Annotated in this window: 24 protein-coding genes; all 24 read left to right on the top strand. The window is 38.8% G+C overall.

The genetic code is table 11. The annotated features are described in order from the left end of the window. The first annotated feature begins 36 nt into the window (after positions 1-36). The 24 genes from xerC (at position 37) to fliP (ending at position 19,482) form a co-directional block, all read left to right on the top strand. Positions 37-939 carry a tyrosine recombinase XerC gene (gene xerC, locus BQ5321_RS15540; RefSeq protein ID WP_071395347.1) on the top strand — a complete coding sequence of 301 codons (903 nt, stop codon included), beginning with the start codon at positions 37-39 and terminating at the stop codon, positions 937-939. Positions 940-1,014: 75 nt separating this feature from the next. Next, positions 1,015-1,557 (top strand): ATP-dependent protease subunit HslV, encoded by a 543-nt coding sequence (gene hslV / locus BQ5321_RS15535; protein ID WP_071395346.1) that lies wholly within the window; start codon positions 1,015-1,017, stop codon positions 1,555-1,557. 19 nt (positions 1,558-1,576) lie between these two features. After that, on the top strand, positions 1,577-2,983 hold the full coding sequence (gene hslU, locus BQ5321_RS15530; RefSeq protein ID WP_071395345.1) for an HslU--HslV peptidase ATPase subunit: 1,407 nt from the start codon (positions 1,577-1,579) through the stop codon (positions 2,981-2,983). Between the two features lie 98 nt (positions 2,984-3,081). Beyond that, entirely contained in the window at positions 3,082-3,861 is a 780-nt protein-coding gene (gene codY / locus BQ5321_RS15525) for a GTP-sensing pleiotropic transcriptional regulator CodY (protein WP_071395344.1), read from the top strand. Between the two features lie 465 nt (positions 3,862-4,326). Next, the gene (gene flgB, locus BQ5321_RS15520) at positions 4,327-4,722 is read left to right on the top strand and encodes a flagellar basal body rod protein FlgB (protein ID WP_071395343.1); all 396 of its coding nucleotides are present in this window, start codon (positions 4,327-4,329) and stop codon (positions 4,720-4,722) included. Continuing rightward, positions 4,722-5,180 carry a flagellar basal body rod protein FlgC gene (gene flgC, locus BQ5321_RS15515; protein WP_071395342.1) on the top strand — a complete coding sequence of 153 codons (459 nt, stop codon included), beginning with the start codon at positions 4,722-4,724 and terminating at the stop codon, positions 5,178-5,180. Before flgB ends, flgC begins: the two co-directional genes overlap by 1 nt. A 54-nt stretch (positions 5,181-5,234) precedes the next feature. Further along, positions 5,235-5,498, top strand: coding sequence for a flagellar hook-basal body complex protein FliE (gene fliE / locus BQ5321_RS15510; RefSeq protein WP_234978476.1), 264 nt, complete (start codon positions 5,235-5,237; stop codon positions 5,496-5,498). Positions 5,499-5,567: 69 nt separating this feature from the next. Further along, positions 5,568-7,157, top strand: coding sequence for a flagellar basal-body MS-ring/collar protein FliF (fliF, locus tag BQ5321_RS15505; protein WP_071395340.1), 1,590 nt, complete (start codon positions 5,568-5,570; stop codon positions 7,155-7,157). A 15-nt stretch (positions 7,158-7,172) separates the two neighbouring features. After that, entirely contained in the window at positions 7,173-8,189 is a 1,017-nt protein-coding gene (gene fliG / locus BQ5321_RS15500; protein WP_071395339.1) for a flagellar motor switch protein FliG, read from the top strand. Then, complete coding sequence (fliH, locus tag BQ5321_RS15495) at positions 8,182-8,958, top strand: flagellar assembly protein FliH (RefSeq protein ID WP_159433435.1); 777 nt, start codon at positions 8,182-8,184, stop codon at positions 8,956-8,958. The genes fliG and fliH overlap by 8 nt, the downstream gene beginning before the upstream one ends. Further along, entirely contained in the window at positions 8,945-10,258 is a 1,314-nt protein-coding gene (gene fliI, locus BQ5321_RS15490; protein WP_071395337.1) for a flagellar protein export ATPase FliI, read from the top strand. The genes fliH and fliI overlap by 14 nt, the downstream gene beginning before the upstream one ends. Before the next feature lie 4 nt (positions 10,259-10,262). Further along, positions 10,263-10,706: a flagellar export protein FliJ gene (fliJ, locus tag BQ5321_RS15485; RefSeq protein WP_071395336.1), complete on the top strand. Its 444-nt coding sequence runs from the start codon at positions 10,263-10,265 to the stop codon at positions 10,704-10,706. 8 nt (positions 10,707-10,714) lie between these two features. Beyond that, on the top strand, positions 10,715-11,317 hold the full coding sequence (locus tag BQ5321_RS15480; protein ID WP_071396940.1) for a MotE family protein: 603 nt from the start codon (positions 10,715-10,717) through the stop codon (positions 11,315-11,317). 35 nt (positions 11,318-11,352) lie between these two features. Further along, positions 11,353-12,681, top strand: coding sequence for a flagellar hook-length control protein FliK (locus BQ5321_RS15475; RefSeq protein WP_071395335.1), 1,329 nt, complete (start codon positions 11,353-11,355; stop codon positions 12,679-12,681). A gap of 12 nt (positions 12,682-12,693) precedes the next feature. Continuing rightward, on the top strand, positions 12,694-13,329 hold the full coding sequence (gene flgD, locus BQ5321_RS15470) for a flagellar hook assembly protein FlgD (protein ID WP_071395334.1): 636 nt from the start codon (positions 12,694-12,696) through the stop codon (positions 13,327-13,329). 13 nt (positions 13,330-13,342) lie between these two features. Beyond that, positions 13,343-13,723, top strand: a complete 381-nt coding sequence (locus BQ5321_RS15465; protein ID WP_071395333.1) for a TIGR02530 family flagellar biosynthesis protein — start codon at positions 13,343-13,345, stop codon at positions 13,721-13,723. Between the two features lie 79 nt (positions 13,724-13,802). Continuing rightward, positions 13,803-14,714, top strand: a complete 912-nt coding sequence (gene flgG, locus BQ5321_RS15460; protein WP_071395332.1) for a flagellar basal body rod protein FlgG — start codon at positions 13,803-13,805, stop codon at positions 14,712-14,714. 52 nt (positions 14,715-14,766) lie between these two features. Continuing rightward, positions 14,767-14,985: a flagellar FlbD family protein gene (locus BQ5321_RS23805; RefSeq protein ID WP_084786831.1), complete on the top strand. Its 219-nt coding sequence runs from the start codon at positions 14,767-14,769 to the stop codon at positions 14,983-14,985. After that, complete coding sequence (fliL, locus tag BQ5321_RS15455) at positions 14,975-15,403, top strand: flagellar basal body-associated protein FliL (protein WP_071395331.1); 429 nt, start codon at positions 14,975-14,977, stop codon at positions 15,401-15,403. The genes BQ5321_RS23805 and fliL overlap by 11 nt, the downstream gene beginning before the upstream one ends. 33 nt (positions 15,404-15,436) lie before the next feature. Continuing rightward, positions 15,437-16,435 (top strand): flagellar motor switch protein FliM, encoded by a 999-nt coding sequence (gene fliM, locus BQ5321_RS15450; RefSeq protein WP_071395330.1) that lies wholly within the window; start codon positions 15,437-15,439, stop codon positions 16,433-16,435. Then, a complete protein-coding gene (fliY, locus tag BQ5321_RS15445; protein WP_071396939.1) occupies positions 16,425-17,693 on the top strand; it encodes a flagellar motor switch phosphatase FliY in 1,269 nt (422 codons plus the stop codon). The genes fliM and fliY overlap by 11 nt, the downstream gene beginning before the upstream one ends. Positions 17,694-17,753: 60 nt before the next feature. Beyond that, positions 17,754-18,116 (top strand): response regulator, encoded by a 363-nt coding sequence (locus BQ5321_RS15440; RefSeq protein ID WP_071395329.1) that lies wholly within the window; start codon positions 17,754-17,756, stop codon positions 18,114-18,116. Between the two features lie 23 nt (positions 18,117-18,139). Continuing rightward, entirely contained in the window at positions 18,140-18,820 is a 681-nt protein-coding gene (locus BQ5321_RS15435) for a flagellar biosynthetic protein FliO (protein WP_071395328.1), read from the top strand. Further along, on the top strand, positions 18,817-19,482 hold the full coding sequence (fliP, locus tag BQ5321_RS15430) for a flagellar type III secretion system pore protein FliP (RefSeq protein ID WP_071395327.1): 666 nt from the start codon (positions 18,817-18,819) through the stop codon (positions 19,480-19,482). Before BQ5321_RS15435 ends, fliP begins: the two co-directional genes overlap by 4 nt. Positions 19,483-19,491 lie beyond the last annotated feature (9 nt).

Here is a 19,491-nt window from a genome sequence, read left to right as displayed (position 1 = left end):
TGGTATAGTATAGTAGCCTATATGAGGTGAGCAGGTATGACTGAAAATGTGAACGTTATGTTAAAGTTGTTTATTGAATATTTACAAATTGAACGAAATTATTCACAATATACAATTGGGTCTTATGAGCATGATGTAAAAGATTTTTTTATGTTCATGAGTGAACAAAATATTAACGGAGTAAAGGAAGTAACCTATTCAGACATACGAATCTATTTAACGAAACTGTATGAATTAGAATTAGCCCGTAAATCAGTGGCAAGAAAAATATCCAGCTTACGTAGCTTTTATAAGTTTTTGCTGAGGGAAAAAATAATTGAAGAAAATCCCTTTACGCTTGTTTCGATCCCTAAAGCAGAGAAACGGTTGCCTAATTTTTTTTATGGTGAAGAAATGCAACAGTTATTTACGGCATGTAAAACAGATACACCGTTGGGGTTAAGGAATTTAGCCTTACTAGAATTATTATACGCTACAGGGATTCGCGTAGGTGAATGCAGCCAATTACAGCTTAAGGATGTTGATTTCTTTTTATCAACCATTCTTGTTCACGGTAAGGGTCAGAAGGATCGCTATGTCCCTTTTGGCAGCTTTGCTCATGATGCATTAGAACAATACATACATATTGGACGTAAACATTTGATGAGAAATCACGATAATCATGATTATCTTTTTGTCAATTACCGAGGTGGTCCTCTTACAACGAGAGGGATAAGCGTCATATTAAATAAGATACTTGAGGATTCAACGTTTAATGGGAAAATACATCCCCACATGATCAGACATACATTTGCGACTCATTTACTGCAAAATGGAGCAGATATGAGAACAGTTCAAGAGCTATTAGGTCATGCTTTTCTTTCGTCAACACAAAAATATACTCATGTAACTAATGAATATCTAAGAAATTCATATCTTTCACACCATCCACGAGCTTAAAAGTGTACAGCGAATGCATGTGATAGGCTCCAAGAATGATTTGCTGATAAACCGTGATAAAAAGGAGGGCTTTTGGTGGCGGAATTTCATGCAACCACTATTTTTGCGATTCAGCACAAGGGGAAATGTGCTATGGCTGGTGACGGCCAAGTAACCTTTGGGAATGCTGTTGTTATGAAGCATACAGCTAGAAAAGTTAGAAAGCTTTTTAATGGAAAAGTATTAGCCGGATTTGCAGGCTCTGTTGCAGATGCCTTTACATTATTTGAATTATTTGAAGGCAAACTAGAGGAGTATAATGGAAATCTGCAGCGTGCAGCTGTAGAGTTAGCTAAACTATGGAGAAGTGATAAGGTTTTAAGAAGATTGGAAGCAATGTTAATTATCATGGATGAGAAGGATTTGCTGCTTGTTTCAGGTACTGGGGAAGTGATTGAGCCTGATGATGGTATTTTAGCTATTGGTTCAGGAGGTAACTATGCGTTATCTGCGGGGCGTTCATTAAAAAAATATACCGGTGAACATTTAACAGCGAAGGAAATAGCCAAAGCAGCTCTTGAAATTGCCTCAGAAATCTGTGTCTATACAAACGACAATATTATTGTCGAAGAGCTATAGTGGGAAGGGAGTCCAAATAATGGGAACTAGTATGAATTTAACACCCCGTCAAATTGTTGAACGACTTAACCAATATATTATCGGTCAAAATGATGCAAAAAAAGCGGTTGCGGTGGCACTTCGTAATCGATATCGCCGTAGTCTTTTAGATGAAAAAATTCGAGATGAAATCAGCCCGAAAAATATCCTTATGATTGGACCGACAGGTGTGGGGAAAACGGAGATTGCCCGAAGAATTGCAAAGCTTGTTCAGGCGCCGTTTGTGAAAGTGGAAGCTACGAAATTTACGGAAGTTGGCTATGTTGGTCGTGATGTGGAATCAATGGTTCGGGATTTAATTGAAACAGCTGTACGACTTGTAAAAGAAGAAAAAATGCAAAGCGTAAAAGGTAAAGCGGAGAAGAATGCCAATCAGCGGTTAATTGAATTGCTTGTCCCTTCCAATAAAAAAGCGTCAGCGATAAAAAATCCACTTGAAATGCTGTTTGGTGGTGGCAATAACCAGGAACAGCAGGATACAAGTGGTACAGAAGAAGCGAGTCTGCAGGAGAAGCGGAGAAATGTGCAGCTTAAGTTAGAGGCTGGGGAATTGGAAAATGAAATAGTAACAGTTGAAGTCGAAGAAAATCAGCCCTCTATGTTTGACATGCTACAGGGCTCAGGCATGGAACAAATGGGCTTGAATATGCAAGATGCATTAGGAAGTCTAATGCCTAAACGTCGTAAAAAAAGAAAACTAGCTGTTCATGAAGCTAGAAAAGTATTAACGCAGGAAGAAGCACAGAAGTTAATTGACATGGACGAGGTTACACAGGAAGCGGTATATCGTGCAGAACAGTCTGGTATCATCTTTATTGATGAAATTGATAAAATTGCCAGTAAGAATAGTGGTGGCTCATCCGCGGATGTCTCTCGTGAAGGTGTCCAACGTGATATTCTTCCAATTGTGGAAGGATCAACGGTTGTTACGAAGTACGGTTCAGTGAAAACTGATCATATTTTATTTATTGCGGCTGGTGCATTTCATATCGCAAAGCCTTCTGATTTAATACCGGAGTTACAGGGTAGATTCCCAATCCGGGTTGAACTTACGAAATTAACAACAGATGATTTTGTAAAGATACTTATTGAGCCTGATAATGCATTAATTAAACAATATGAAGCATTATTGGCAACCGAAGGTATACAAATTGAATTTTCTGACGATGCTATTACTAAGATCGCTGAAGTGGCATTTGAGGTGAATCAAAATACCGATAATATTGGGGCAAGACGTCTGCACACGATATTAGAAAAACTGCTTGAGGATTTATCCTTTGAGGCAGCGGAAATTACAATGGATAAAATAACAATCACACCGCAATATGTTGAAGAAAAGCTAGGGGCAATTTCAAGGAATAAAGATTTAAGCCGTTTTATTCTCTAAACTCTATTATCGTATATGCTACTAGGGCTATGAGAAACGAACGAATACAACAATAGATTAGAATAATATGGGTGTTAGTTAATAGGAGGAAGAATGTAATGGATTTATTAACAAAGACAAGAAAGATTAATGCAATGCTGCAAAAGGCAACCGGTAAATCAGTAAACTTTAAAGAGATGGCAGATACATTAAGTGATGTCATTGATGCAAATATATTTGTCGTCAGTCGTCGCGGAAAATTACTTGGTTTCTCAGTGAATCAGCAGATTGAAAATGACCGAATGAAGAAAATGTTAGAGGATCGTCAATTCCCTGAAGATTATACTAAGAATTTATTCAGCATCAATGAGACTACACCAAATCTTAACATTGATAGTGATTATTCTGCTTTTCCATCTGAGAATAAAGATCTTTTCAAACACGGTTTAACAACGGTTGTACCCATTATCGGTGGTGGTGATCGCCTTGGTACACTAATTCTATCAAGATTAGAAGAGCAGTTTCATGATGATGATCTAATTCTTGCTGAATATGGTGCCACTGTTGTTGGAATGGAAATTCTTCATGAGAAGGCTGAGGAAATTGAAGAGGAAGCTCGCAGTAAAGCCGTTGTTCAAATGGCCATTAGCTCCCTTTCCTATAGTGAACTAGAAGCTATTGAGCATATTTTTGAAGAATTAAACGGTACCGAAGGTCTTTTGGTTGCTTCGAAAATTGCTGATCGTGTTGGAATTACCCGCTCTGTTATTGTAAACGCACTCCGTAAGCTAGAAAGTGCTGGTGTTATTGAATCGCGTTCATTAGGAATGAAAGGGACCTATATTAAGGTTCTTAATGATAAGTTTTTACTTGAATTAGAAAAATTAAAAACAAATTAATCATGTGCAAACCAAAAAAATCATCTGTTTCTTAAACAGATGATTTTTTTGGGTATTTTTGTTATTTAAACATAATATTTTTAATAAAGATGAGAAATTTTTCGACAAATGACAACAAATGAAACAATGATAAGTTGAATTTGTTGAATAAGCTTGAATTTATAGTTATTGTTAATTGTTGTGTTCTTATGAAGTTTTGTATTTATAGGTATATTGCAGTGTTTAACGATAATGTTTTTGCTAGTATTGTGAGTATTGTTTTAATGAATTAAAATGATAATAAGGGTTTTATGGGGATGAAATTAAAATGGGACTATTTACTTAATAAAATTAACACTACAATCATAGACATATTATTACGATTTCATTACAATTAGACTTATAACTATAGATTAATTATTTTTCTCCAAAATTCTACATATTTCTCTCTGAATAAATATTATAGAAATATAGGGGTGTGTTAAGATGCGTTTATTCACAGGCACAATATCAACTTTGGAGAATGCCCTTAATTATTCATCAACAAAACAAAAGGTCATATCCCAAAATATTGCCAATGTAGATACTCCAAATTATAAGGCGAAGGATGTTCGTTTTAAGACTGCTCTAGATCAGGCGATCAGTCAGTCTATTTCAGCAAACCGTACGGATAATAGACATTATGTCTTTAATAAACCAACTGAAACATCTTTTTCCATCATCAATAAAAATCACATGTCCTATAACGAAAATGGGAGCAGTGTGGATATTGATCAGGAAATGTCGGATTTAGCTAAAAATCAAATTTACTATAATGCTCTAACAGAAAGAATTAGTGGTAAATTTTCAACTCTGCAGAATGTCATAAGAGGTGGGAAGTAATGACGATATTCCATAGTATGAACACAACCGCTTCAGCTTTAACAGCTCAACGACTTCGGATGGATGTTGTTTCATCCAATATGGCAAATGCTGATACAACAAGGGCAAAAAATGTTAACGGCCAGTGGGAACCATATCGACGGAAATCTGTTGTCCTGCAGGCAAAGGAAAATCAGTTTTCTTCTTATCTGCAAACCGCTATGAAAATGAATGACAGTCAGGGAGCTGGCAACGGCGTTAAAGTAAGTAAAATCATTGAAGATGAGACATCATTCCAGCAAGTTTACGATCCAACACATCCGGATGCAAATGATGCTGGATATGTGCAAATGCCAAATGTAGATCCATTGAGAGAAATGGTTGATCTAATGAGTGCTACACGTTCATATGAAGCGAATGTAACGGTGTTTAACGCATCAAAAAATATGCTGATGAAAGCATTAGAGATAGGTAAGTAGAAGGAGTGAAAAATCTTGAAATCGGTAATGTTTACGCCGGCAGTATCAGCCAATATGTTGAAAACATCACAAGCTGCGCGAACTTCATCTGAAGCACAGAAAAGCTTCTCGACCTTTTTGAAGGAATCAATAGAACAAGTAAACCAGGCACAAATTGAGTCAGATAAACTGACAGAAAAATTAGCTCTAGGACAAAACGTTGACCTACATCAAGTTATGATTGCATCACAGAAGGCTAGTATTTCAATGCAGATGACGCTAGAAATACGTAATAAAGCGGTTGAAGCCTATCAGGAAATGATGAGAATGCAAGTGTAATAGAAATATTGTTGCACGAGTTTGGCGGTTTATTACAGACCATTTAGATTTAATAGCCGGGGGAGTATCATGAAGGAAACGTTACAAAAATATATCAATCCGTTAAATGAGTACTGGTCAAGCCGCTCGAAAAAGCAGCGTACGATATTGATCAGTACTGTTGCATGTATTTTATTGGCAGCCGGGATTATCACCTATTTTACGACCAGGACTAACCTCGTGCCTCTCTATAGCAATCTCACTCCTTCTGAAACCGGTTCAATTAAAGAAAGCCTTGATGGGAGAGGGATTAAATCAGAAATAACTGATGGGGGTCAAACGATTAAAGTTCCCGATCAAATTGTAGATACATTAAAAGTAGAGCTGGCTGCAGAAGGTCTCCCTAAATCAGGCAGTATTGATTATTCCTTTTTTAGTCAAAATGCTGGGATGGGAACAACAGAAAATGAATTTAATGTTATGAAGCTGGATGCCATGCAAACGGAGCTGGCAAATTTAATCAAAGGGATAGAAGGGATTAATGACGCGAAAGTCATGATAAACCTTCCTGAAACAAGTTTATTTGTCAATGAAACAAGTGGTGAGGCATCAGCTTCGATTGTATTAAGTACAAAGCCAGGCTATCAGTTTGAACAAAATCAAATTACGGCATTGTATCAATTAGTATCAAAAAGCGTTCCTAAGCTGCCTACTGATAATATCGTCATCATGAACCAAAACTTTGAGTATTTTGACTTAAAAAATGAAAATAATCTTTCTGGTTCTCTTTTTGCTAATCAACAGGAAGTAAAAAAGGAAATTGAACGAGATGTACAGCGACAGGTTCAAAGCATGTTAGGTACTCTAATGGGGCAGGATAAAGTCGTTGTCGCTGTGACCGCAGACATTGATTTTACACAGGAAAATCGTGAAGAAAATCTTGTTACGCCGGTTGATGACGAGAACATGGAAGGGATTGCCATCAGCGCACAAAAAATTACTGAAGCGTATACCGGTTCTGGTAATGCTCCTGAGGGAGTTCCGCAGGCAGAGTCAACAGGTGATACTTACCAGGCTACGGAAAATAGTTCTGGCAACGGTGATTACGAAAAAGTTGATGAAACCATTAATTATGAGATTAATAGAATTCGTAAAGAAATTGTCGAGAGTCCTTTCAAAGTAAGAGACCTTGGCATTCAAGTTATGGTAGAGCCTCCTGAAGCAGACAATCTGGATTCATTATCAGAGGAACGGGTCGAGGACATTAAAAATATGCTGGCAACCATAGTAAGAACCTCCATTGATAAGAATCAAAACCCTGAGCTAACAGATGAAGAGATTAATCAAAAAATATCCGTATCTGTTCAGCCATTTGCAGGTAAGGTGACATTTGTTGAAGGCAAAGAATCCTCAATTCCTTGGTGGGTGTATGCAGTTGGAGGAGTACTTATTGTCGTGATTGGTTTGCTTGTATTCCTGTTTATGAAAGCCCGTAGACAGCGGAACGAGGAGGTAGAAGCGGATGAGGTTATCGATTTCATCCAGCCTGTTGAAGTTCCGGATGTTAATGAAAGCCATGAAACAGAAAGCAGTCTCCGCAGGAAGCAGCTTGAAAAAATGGCAAAGGAAAAGCCTGAGGAGTTTGCAAAGCTCTTGCGCTCATGGATTGCTGAGGACTAAAGGAAGTGAATAAAGATGGCAAGAAAAGAACAAAAGGACTTAAGTGGAAAACAAAAGGCGGCCATTCTTCTGATTTCTCTAGGTCCGGATGTTTCTGCTTCTGTCTATAAACATTTAAGTGAAGAAGAAATTGAAAAATTAACCTTAGAAATATCTGGGGTAAAAAAGGTTGACAGCCAGTCTAAAGAAGAAGTTGTGGAAGAGTTCCATCAAATTGCTCTTGCCCAGGATTATATTGCTCAGGGCGGGATTGGTTATGCCAAAACGGTTCTTGAAAAGGCTTTAGGGGAAGAACAAGCAACGGTTATCCTAAACCGGCTTACCTCGTCCTTACAGGTGCGTCCGTTTGACTTTGCCAGAAAAGCAGATCCGGCTCAAATCTTTAATTTCATTCAAAATGAACATCCGCAGACTATTGCTTTAATACTGTCATATTTAGATGCACAGCAGGCAGGTCAAATATTATCGGAGCTTCCGCAAGAAATGCAGGCGGATATTGCGAAAAGAATTGCGGTAATGGACAGTACATCTCCGGAAATTATCAACGAGATTGAACAGATATTAGAGCGTAAGTTATCGACTACAGTTACCCAGGATTATACGCAAACAGGCGGAATAGAGGCAGTTGTAGAAGTATTGAACGGTGTTGATAGAACAACTGAGAGAACAATTCTTGATGCGCTTGAAATTCAGGATCCTGAGCTTGCGGAGGAAATTAAAAAGAGAATGTTTGTATTTGAGGATATCGTTACATTGGATAATCGTTCCATCCAGCGGATTATTCGGGATTGTGAAAATGAAGATCTATTACTGTCATTGAAGGTTTCTAGTGATGAAGTGAAGCAAACCGTCTTTAGGAATATGTCAACAAGAATGGTTGATACCTTCAAGGAGGAAATGGAATATCTTGGCCCTGTTCGGTTAAGGGACGTAGAAGAGGCACAGTCAAGGATTGTTGCCATTATCCGCAGGCTGGAGGATGCAGGAGAAATTGTCATAGCCCGCGGTGGAGGTGATGATATCATTGTCTAGGCTCATTAAATCACAATGGCCGGAACGTGCAGCTGATAAAAAAGTCATTTCGATTAAATCGTTTAATCTACCTGAAGTAAATGAGGATTTTTCTGCAAAAGCTGAATCCGTAACAAGAGCCTCTGAACAAGTAATGGAAGAGGCATTGCACGAAGCTGATAGGATTAAGGACGAGGCAAAGCTAGCATCAGAGGCGCTTTTAGCCCAGGTTCAAAAGGAACGGGAAGCATGGGAAGTGGAGAGAGACCTATTAACTAATCAAGCAAGAGAAGAAGGGTATCGTGCTGGCTGGGAGCAAGGACAGGCTGATGGTTATTCAGCCTGTCAAGAAAAATTACATCATGCCGAGCAAATCGTTTCATCGGCTAAAAAGGAATATCATGCCTATTTAGATGCATCAGAGCAGACCATTTTAGCTTTAGCCGTCTCCGTCGCTGAAAAAATAGTGAATAAAGAAATCAAAGGAAATCAGGATTATTTTGTTTCGTTGGTGAAAAAAGCCATTCGTGAAGTAAAAGAATTTCAGGATGTTGAAATTCATGTCCATCCTATGAACTACGAATATCTCATTTCGAAAAAAGATGAACTACAGGCAATTTTTCCGCATCGTACAAATCTTATTATTTATCCTGATAGTGATTTAGCAGAAGGCAGTTGTTTGCTTGAATCACCATATGGCCGTATTGATGCAGGTGTTGATACACAGCTGTTGGAAATAAAAAGAAAGCTGGCAGAGCTGCTGGAGAGTGATGGACATGAAAGCCTCTGAGCTTGCAGGAAAACTCAATCAACTTGATTGTTACAAGCGCTATGGAAGGGTTAAGCAGGTGGTTGGTCTGATGATTGAATCACAAGGACCGGAAAGCTCGATTGGCGATCTATGTCTTATACATGTTCGTCATCGAAGGAAAGTGATTCAAGCTGAGGTAGTTGGTTTTAAAGGAGAGAATGTGATTCTAATGCCTTATACGACCGTTAGTGATATTTCACCCGGCAGCCTTGTCGAAGCAACCTTGAAGCCACTGGAGATTAAAGTAGGGCAGGCATTAATTGGAAGTGTGATTGATGCTTTAGGAAATTCGCTTGATGGGAATCCCTTACCGAAAGGGCTCTCGACCGTACCAACAGAGCAGTCACCACCCAATCCGTTAAGAAGACCACCCATTTCTGAACCAATTGAAGTGGGTGTCAGAATGATTGATAGTTTGCTAACGGTTGGAAATGGTCAACGTGTCGGTATTTTTGCCGGTAGCGGTGTTGGGAAAAGTACACTGCTTGGAATGGTTGCCAGAAATACAAAAGCAGATTTAAATGTCATTGCCTTAATTGGTGAACGGGGGCGTGAGGTACGTGAATTTATCGAAAAGGATCTTGGACCGGAAGGCTTGCAGCGCTCCATTGTCGTTGTAGCAACCTCTGACCAGCCTGCCTTAATGCGCTTAAAAGGAGCTCTGACAGCTACGGCGATTGCTGAATATTTTCGTGACCGAGGTCTGAATGTCATGCTAATGATGGATTCAGTCACACGTTTTGCCATGGCACAGCGGGAAGTGGGTCTAGCCATTGGAGAGCCGCCTACAACTAAGGGCTACACGCCTTCTGTTTTTGCGTTACTGCCAAAGCTGTTAGAAAGGACCGGTACAAATGAATCAGGCTCTATTACGGCATTCTATACGGTGCTTGTCGACGGCGATGATATGAATGAGCCGATAGCAGATACGGTACGAGGAATTCTTGATGGTCATTTTGTACTCGATCGTAGTTTAGCCAATAAAGGTCAGTATCCAGCTGTTAACGTGTTAAAAAGTGTCAGCCGTGTGATGAATAATATCGTGGAGAGGGAACATGTAAAATCTGCGGAGAGATTACGTGAACTGCTTAGTACCTACTACAATGCAGAGGATTTAATCAATATTGGTGCATATAAAAAGGGATCATCAAAGGAAATCGATTCAGCCCTACAATCCTATCCACAGATTATTTCCTTTTTAAAACAAGGAACCCATGAAAAAATGTCCTTGCAGGACAGTATCCATGCATTATATCAACTAATAGGAAGAGGCGATTAATTTCATGGGCTACCGATTTAAGTTTGAGAAAATTATGTCTGTAAAGGAACGTGAGAAAAACGAAGCGCTTTCCGCCTATAATGATTCAGTCAAAAGATTTGAAGAAGTTGCCCAAAAATTATATGAGCTTCTGAAAAAAAAAGAGGATTTAGAAAGCTATCAGTCTATAAAGCTTGTGAGCGGATTGCATGTACAGGAAATCAGACATCATCAGCAGTTTATTGTCAATCTGCAAAAATCGATTGAGCAATATCAGCAAATGGTGCAAAATGCCCGTAATCACATGCTATTTCAGCAGGAAAAGCTGATGCAAAAAAATATAGAAGTGAAAAAATATGAAAAAATGAAAGAAAAAGGCTTGCATGAATTCCTTGAGGAATTAAAGTATGTTGAGGACAGACAGATGGACGATATCTCGATTCAACACTATGTACATCGAGGAAGTTAGGTGTGAACATGGAAAAGTTATTGGAAGAACAGGAAGAGAAGAAGTACAGTAAACTTCAATGGTTTCTTGTAGTGATTGTCATTCCTACATTATTTGCCATAACTGTTGCTGTCCTTGTCTTAACTGTGGCAGGTATTAACGTATTCGAAAAGGCTAACGAGTATCGAGACAAAATTCCATTTGTTCCGACAAGGGAAGAAATAAATATTAAACAAGCTCTTAAGGAAGCTGAAAGTACTGTAACAAAATTAGAATTAGAAATTGAAAATCGTGAGGCAGCAATCGCAAAGCTTGAATCAAAGATTGAAGGCAAAGACCAGGAAATTGAAACACTTCTGCAAGAAAAAGAGCATTTACAGGCAGAAATTGAAGATTTGATGCTGGCGCAGAAGGAAGGTCAGCAGTCATTTCAAGCTATTGTCAATACCTTTGAAACGATATCAGCTAAAAAAGCAGCACCAATCCTGGTTCAAATGAATGACGATGAAGCCTTAAAAATCTTATCAAGTTTGAAGCCCGATATCGTGGCGGCCATTCTTGAAAAAATGAATGCACAAGATGCAGCTAAATATACGGCTTTATTGACTAAACATAGCAACACTTATCGCTAATTCTGTTATGACCTCATTTGAAGGGAGGTGACAAAATGGACATGAAACTAAGTGCTCTTGGTCAAGCAAACACCGTTTATTTGCAGAATGAAAAGGTGCAGCATAGTCAGATTCAAGGATTTGCTCAAGTACTATCCGAGCTTCTCCAGCCTGCGTATACAAAGGAAACGGAAAAGCCAGAAAATCAGAATCCTCTCGGGCTGACGACAAATGAGCTGAAAGAGATTGTTCAATTCTTAAAAGCCGGTGATTTTTCTGAAATGGAGTTTGAGTCAGAATTGTTCGAGAGATTACTGACAGAAGCAAACGTAGATTTTTCTACTTTGATTACAGAGCTGCTAAACATCATAAACATCAATGTAAAAGATGTACAAGCAGCCATTCAATCTGTGTTACAGGAAGCTACTGCAGACGAAATGGTTATAGCACCTTCCTTTCTAGATGAGGAATTTACAGATTTCAGAGAGAAGCTCCCAAGCATGGATTTACATGAAGCTTTGGCAGTATTTGTTCACCTGCTGCCCGACTTAAATGGTGAAAGCTTATCAATCAACATGGATCAACAAGGGCTTCAATTAGCTAAGGCTTTAAAGCTTTTTGAATTATCCTTACAAGATAACCCTTCAAGTGAGGATTATATCGAGCTGAAAAATCTTTTGCAAAGGACCGTTGAGAAATTAGAGTTAATTAGTAGCGGGAAAAATTCGATTAGCAAAGCAGAAATATTAGATAAAGTCTTTACCCCGCTTGTTAAAGACGTAAATCAAGCGATTAATCCTAAAGGCGCAATAAGAAATGAATGGTCTGGAATCAATCAGGTACAGGTTTTTCAGAATGAAGAACGCTTATCCAAAAGGACAACAACAATCGGTCAGATTCAATCCTTTACCTTCCCTGCTAAGCAGGATCAGCTTGTCTTGCTTCAAGGACAAGCCAATCAGCTTGTCACTAAAGATCAGCTTATTAGGCAGTTTGAAGCTATCCTAGCAAAAAGTTCATTTCACATGCGGGATGGAAACCAAAAGTTATTTATTAAGCTATATCCAGAGCATCTCGGCTCGTTACGTATTGAGTTAACACAGCAGAATGCTGTGCTAACAGCCAAGATTTTAACCACAACTGCAAATGCAAAGGAACTATTAGAATCACAGCTTCAAGGTCTTAAGCAGGCTTTTCAGAGTCAAAATCTACAAGTTGAAAAAATTGAAATTGCCCAGCAATTTCAACAGGACAGATACTTGACTAGAGATCAGCATCAAGAACAAGGACAACAGCAGACTAATGAGCAGGAAGAGAAGACAGAGTCAGGAAACCAGCATTCTACCGTTTCATTTGAGGAAGTTCTTTTAAATGTAGAAGCTTAGGGGGAAATGAGAATGGCGAATACCATTGATGCGAACTTATGGCTTTCCAATTACCAGAAGGCAGAGAGGAAAACAGGATCTTCCGAGCTAGGAAAAGATGATTTTTTGAAATTACTGCTTACACAGCTGCAAAATCAGGATCCTACAAATCCTGTACAGGATACAGAGTTTATTGCCCAAATGGCACAATTTTCATCGTTAGAACAAATGACTAATATGAATAGCACACTCGAAAGGTTTATCGTACAACAGCAACAAAATCTTTTGATTTCTTACAATCAATTTGTTGGCAAAGAGATAAATTGGCATAGGCTTATTGAATTAGAGGATGGTACAACAGAATTAATCGAAGGGTCAGGGAAAGTTTCTAGTATTCAATATAAGAATGATAATGTCCTATTTATTCTTGACGATGGTACAGTCCTTGAACCTGCCAATATTTCACAAGTTAATGAATCTGCAACAGAGTCAAATATGATTCAAGCCAGTATGATGATTGGGAAAAAAGTAACGTATGTTAATGAGACAGAGGAGGAAGTTTCTGCCATCATTCAATCTGTATCCTTTAGAAATGGAAATACCTCCTTTCAATTAAATGATGCAAATAACACTGAGATTTCAGCTTCACAAATGATTAAAATCGAATAAAGGGGAGGTATTCATGCGCGTATTCAGACCGTTGACACAACCATTTATTCAAGGGAATGTGAATAATACACAAAGTAGCAGGCAGCAAGGAACATCCTTTGCAGCAGAGCTTAATATGGCCTTAAAGACTACCCAAGATAGATTAACCATTTCCAAGCATGCTCAACAACGATTAGAGCAAAGAGGAATCTCAATTAATGAGGCTCGCTGGGAGCAAATTGATGAGAGAGTAAAACAAGCTAAAAGTATGGGAGTAAAGGAGTCACTTGTACTGCTAGAAGATGCTGCCTTAATTGTCAGTGCCAAAAATAATACAGTAATTACGGCTATGAACCGTGAGGAAGCTTCAACACAAATTTTTACGAATATTAATGGAACGATACTATTGGATTAATGATGGGGCTGGACCATGATGGAGGCCTTAAAAGCTGCTGACTGACTGACGTAGCTTATATCTGAAGGGAGTAATGAACATGCTAAGGTCAATGTATTCCGGAATCAGTGGAATGAAAAACTTTCAAACAAAATTAGACGTAATTGGAAATAATATTTCTAATGTCAATACTTATGGCTTTAAAAAAGGCCGTGTAACATTTCAAGATTTGGTGAGCCAAAGCATTTCTGGTGCGAGTGCACCGTCTGGTGATACAGGACTTGGTGGGGTAAATCCTAAGCAGGTCGGTCTTGGTTCACAGCTGTCAACTATCGATACAATTGATACACAAGGAAGCTTGCAAACGACGGCAAGAACATTGGATTTGGCTATTTCAGGTGATGGGTACTTTATCCTTGCAAGATCGTATGAACCTATTGATACAGAAAATATAGAAGATATAGAGGATACAATAGTAGCCGAAGACGATCTCACAGAAGAAACATATACACGTGCAGGTAATTTTTATTTAGATTCTACCGGCGCAATTGTTAACGCAGAGGGAAGGTATTTAGTTGGAGTTTCTGCTGATTCAGAAATTGATGGTGATACTGGAGTGGCTGATGAATTTCTGATACCAATAAGAATACCACTTAATGCAAAGAGCTTCAGTATTGGTAACGACGGCTCGGTTACTTATATAGATGATGCAGGAGAATTACAAGCTAAAGGACATATTGCTATTGCTAAATTTTCTAACAATGGTGGATTAGAAAAAGTAGGATCTAATAACTTTCAAAGATCTTCAAACGCAGGTAAACCTTCAATTGGAGTGCCAGGTGGAAAGACAGGAGCAGGAACACTTGTTTCAGGTGCTCTTGAAATGTCAAACGTCGATCTTTCAGAAGAATTTACCGATATGATTGTGGCGCAGCGTGGTTTTCAGGCGAATACAAGAATTATAACGACATCAGATGAAATACTGCAGGAATTAGTCAACCTAAAACGCTAATTTAAGGGAGGGAAAGGGTTAAAGGGTCTCCCTTTTAACCCTTAATTTAACAGTGATTAGAGTATCGCGATTAAACGGTAAACCATTTATAATTAATGCGTTGTACATAGAAACAATAGAGTCATTTCCAGATACAACGATTACGCTGACTAACGGCAGTAAATATATCGTAAAGGAAAATGAAGAGCGAGTGCTGGGGTTGATTTCTGAATTCTATCAATCTGTAAACCTGCTTGGACAACAGATAGGAGTGAAGGATAGTGAAGAATAACAAACTAGTCATGATTATGCTAATCCTTCTTGTTGCGATTGCCCTAGTTGGAGCCGTAGCTATTGTAATGATATTAAATCATAATAACGAGGATAAAAACGCAGTGCCTTCGATTGATGAAGTATTGGAGGCTTCTGTAGATATTCCGGAAATTACCACAAACCTGGCTGAGAATGGCTTCGTACGTATCTCTTTTAAAATCCAAACTAACAGTAAGGAAGCCAGGGAAGAATTAGAAAAGAGAAATTTTCAAGTGAATAATATTATCATCCTGGAAATATCTGAACAAACGGCTGCAACGATTAAGGGTAGGGAAGGGCAGCGGCAGCTGGAAGAAACCTTAAAGAGTAGAATCAATGAAATCATGCAGGAAGGAAAAGTGGAGAAGGTCTATATCACGCAATTCCTCCTTCAATAATAAAACATCTCAGAAAGCATGGAGGTGAGTTTGATGTCAGGAGATGTGCTTTCCCAGAATGAAATCGATGCATTATTATCAGCATTGTCAACAGGAGAAATGAATGCAGACGAATTAAAAAAAGAGGAAGATGAAAAACGGGTTAAAGTATATGATTTTAAAAGGGCTTTGCGTTTTTCAAAGGACCAAATTCGAAGCTTAACTAGGATACATGAAAATTTTGCAAGGCTATTAACCACCTTCTTTTCTGCGCAGCTAAGAACATATGTCCAAATCAGTGTCGCATCTGCTGACCAAATTCCATACGAGGAATTTATCCGCTCCATCCCAAAAATGACGATATTAAATGTATTTGATGTTCCGCCATTAGAAGGGCGAATCCTGATGGAGGTTAATCCTAATATTGCCTATGCTATGATGGACCGAATGATGGGCGGAAAAGGCACAAGTTTAAATAAAGTAGATAATTTAACCGAAATTGAAACGAAGATTATGTCGGCTATCTTTGAAAAGGCATGTGACTATCTGCAAGAGGCATGGGAAACGATTATTGGCATTGATCCCACACTATCCGAATTTGAAGTTAATCCACAGTTTTTACAGATGGTTTCACCGAACGAGACCGTGGTGGTTATTTCGCTTAATACAGCTATCGCCGACACAAGTGGAATGATTAATATTTGTATTCCACATGTTGTTCTCGAGCCGATTATTCCGAAGCTATCGATGCAATATTGGATGCAAACAGACAAAAAGGACAGGGAGCCGGAACATATTAAGGTGATTGAAAAGAAGATTCAGCAAGCTGAAATACCGGTTTCAGTCGAGCTAGGTACAGCAACGATATCCATTCAGGATTTTTTACTGCTTGATATTGGTGATGTAATTGAATTAAATCAATTGATTGATGAACCGTTACTGTTAAAGGTTGGCGAGGTTCCCAAATTTGTCGGACAGCCTGGGAAAATGAATAAAAAATTAGCGTTTCAAGTGTTAGAAACTTGGAAGGGGGGAGATGAGGATTATGAGTAATGAAATGCTCTCACAAGATGAAATTGATGCATTATTAAGGGGGAGTGACGATATATCTGATGTCTCTTCTGATCTAAATATGGATGATTATTTGTCCGAAATGCAAAAGGACGCTTTAGGAGAAATAGGGAATATTTCTTTTGGAAGCTCCGCCACTGCATTGTCTACCTTACTAAATCAAAAGGTGGATATTACAACTCCAGAGGTCACCGTTGTATCGAAACAAAAATTATCTGATGAATTTCCTCAGCCATATGTTGCCATTCAAGTAAGCTATACGAAAGGGTTTTCCGGGACAAATCTCCTTGTCATTAAACAGATGGATGCCGCTATTATTGCCGATTTAATGCTTGGTGGTGATGGAAAAAATCCATCAGAGCTAATGGGAGAAATTCAAATGAGCGCGGTGCAGGAGGCAATGAATCAGATGATGGGGTCTGCCGCCACATCCATGTCTACCATCTTTAGTAAAAGAGTAGATATTTCACCGCCTTCTATTGATATATTAGACATTCACCATGGGACAGGTACCGAGAAAATACCGAATGACGATAAGCTGGTAAAGGTTTCCTTTCGCTTGAAAATTGGAGAATTAATCGATTCTAATATTATGCAGCTGCTTCCACTTGACTTTGCCAAAGGGCTTGTTGACGAGCTGTTAAACCCTATGACAGATACAATTCAGGGGGGAAATGAGCCAACGAATGCTCGTGAAAGCTACTCGGCAGCACCTACTGAACTTGAATCTCATCAGGGTGCACAGAACCAGATAGGCTATCAAGGACAACAAAATACCGCTGCTCATGCTCCTTCAAGTTTCGGAAGTCATGAACAGGAGCAGCATTATTATCAACAGAGCTATACAGCTTCTAATCAAGGTATGAACCAGCCTGCTGGTCCTCAGCACTTTGGTGCTGCAAATCAAGCTGGAGTGCAACCTAACGTGCAGCCAGCTATGTTTTCTAATTTTGAGCCTTATCAGGGCCAAGAGCAGGAGCCTAAAAACCTGAGCATGCTCCTTGATATACCGTTGCAAGTAACGGTTGAATTAGGCAGAACCAAAAGATCGGTGAAGGAAATACTTGAGCTGTCAACTGGCTCAATTATTGAACTAGATAAGCTTGCAGGAGAGCCTGTTGATATTCTAATTAACAGCCGTTTGATTGCTAAGGGTGAAGTGGTAGTAATTGATGAGAATTTTGGTGTCAGAGTGACAGATATTATTAGTCAATCTGACCGCATCAAAAAGTTAAAATAATGTCAAAAGACAAACATTCAACAAGTTAATGACAAAAATCACAATGGGGGTAGACGTTTTATGGCACATAGAATTTTAGTTGTAGATGATGCAGCATTTATGAGAATGATGATTAAGGATATATTAACTAAAAATGGCTACGAGGTTGTTGGTGAAGCGGCAGATGGCCAGCAGGCGGTTGATAAATTTAAAGAATTGCATCCAGATCTTGTTACAATGGATATTACGATGCCGGAAATGGACGGAATTACAGCATTAAAAGAGATAAGAAATATTAATCCAAATTCAAAAGTGATTATGTGCTCGGCAATGGGCCAGCAGGCTATGGTTATCGATGCTATCCAAGCAGGTGCGAAGGACTTTATTGTAAAACCATTTCAAGCCGACCGTGTATTGGAAGCCATCTCGAAGACGCTTGGCTAAGACTTATTACTAGAGGGTGCAGGATGTTGCGTAATAAACAATTCTGTTTCATCGTCCTTTTTTGTGTGTTTGCTCTATTGGGGTTTCAGGTCCAAGCCTCTGCAGAGCAAGTAAATCAAAGTGTAAAGGATTGCTTGGAACAACCTGATACGTGTGGAGAACAACAGGAGATCAACCAGAATGTTACAGCCGATGATATGGATTCAACTCAAGATAAGGCAACAAGTCCTATTGGTTTAACCATTTGGGACTTTTTCAAGATGATATTGGCTACAATATTTGTGATTGCCCTGCTGTATTTAATTTTGAAGTTTGTAAATAAAAAAGGACAGCTGTTTAAAAGCTCACAGCTTATTGAGAACCTTGGCGGGACAACCTTAGGTGCCAATCGGTCCGTTCAGCTGATAAAAGTAGGTAATCGAATTCTAGTTGTTGGTGTTGGGGAAAATGTCCAATTAATTAAAGAAATTGATAAACCTGAGGAATTTAATGAGCTGCTTTCAGCCTATAACGTAAAAATGGATCAGCTTACACAGCCAGGTGATCTAATATCGAAGGTTTTGAAGAAGGGTGGGACCACTGATAAAAAAGGTGGAGACAGCGCTTTTCAAGCCCTAATGAAAAAGCAATTATACGACCTATCCAAAGGGAGACAGAAACTATACGATGAAATAGAAAAAGAGAAGGGTTCGGACAAGCAATGAATGAGTTCATGGAGTTTTTTAATACTAGTTCACCAGAGAATGTATCTACATCTGTAAAGCTAATTCTACTATTAACAGTCCTGTCTCTTGCACCGAGCATTCTTATCTTAATGACTTGCTTTACACGTATCGTGATTGTGCTCTCTTTCGTCAGAACGGCTCTTGCCACTCAACAAATGCCGCCGAACCAGGTAATAATCGGATTAGCTCTATTTTTAAGCTTCTTTATTATGGCACCGACATTTCAAGAGGTAAACAGTGAGGCGTTGACACCTTTATTTAACAATGAAATCAATTTGGAACAAGCCTATGAAAAAGCGGTTGTTCCCTTTAAGGAGTTTATGAGTGCCAATACTAGACAAAAGGACCTGGCCTTATTTCTAAACTATTCAAAGGCCGAGCAGCCAGAATCCATTCAAGATATCCCTTTGACCGCTCTCGTACCAGCCTTTGCCATTAGTGAACTTAAAACAGCTTTTCAAATCGGATTTATGGTTTTTATTCCGTTTTTAGTTATAGATATGGTGGTAGCTAGTGTTCTCATGTCAATGGGGATGATGATGCTTCCTCCTGTTATGATTTCTTTACCGTTTAAGATTTTGTTATTTGTTCTTGTAGACGGCTGGAATTTAGTCGTGAAATCTCTGTTACAAAGTTTCTAAGTAGGTGAA

Source organism: Bacillus tuaregi, assembly GCF_900104575.1.
GTDB lineage: Bacteria > Bacillota > Bacilli > Bacillales > Cytobacillaceae > Bacillus_BD > Bacillus_BD tuaregi.
Note: the sequence above shows the minus strand (reverse complement) of the source record. Positions and strands in the feature narration are given on the sequence as shown.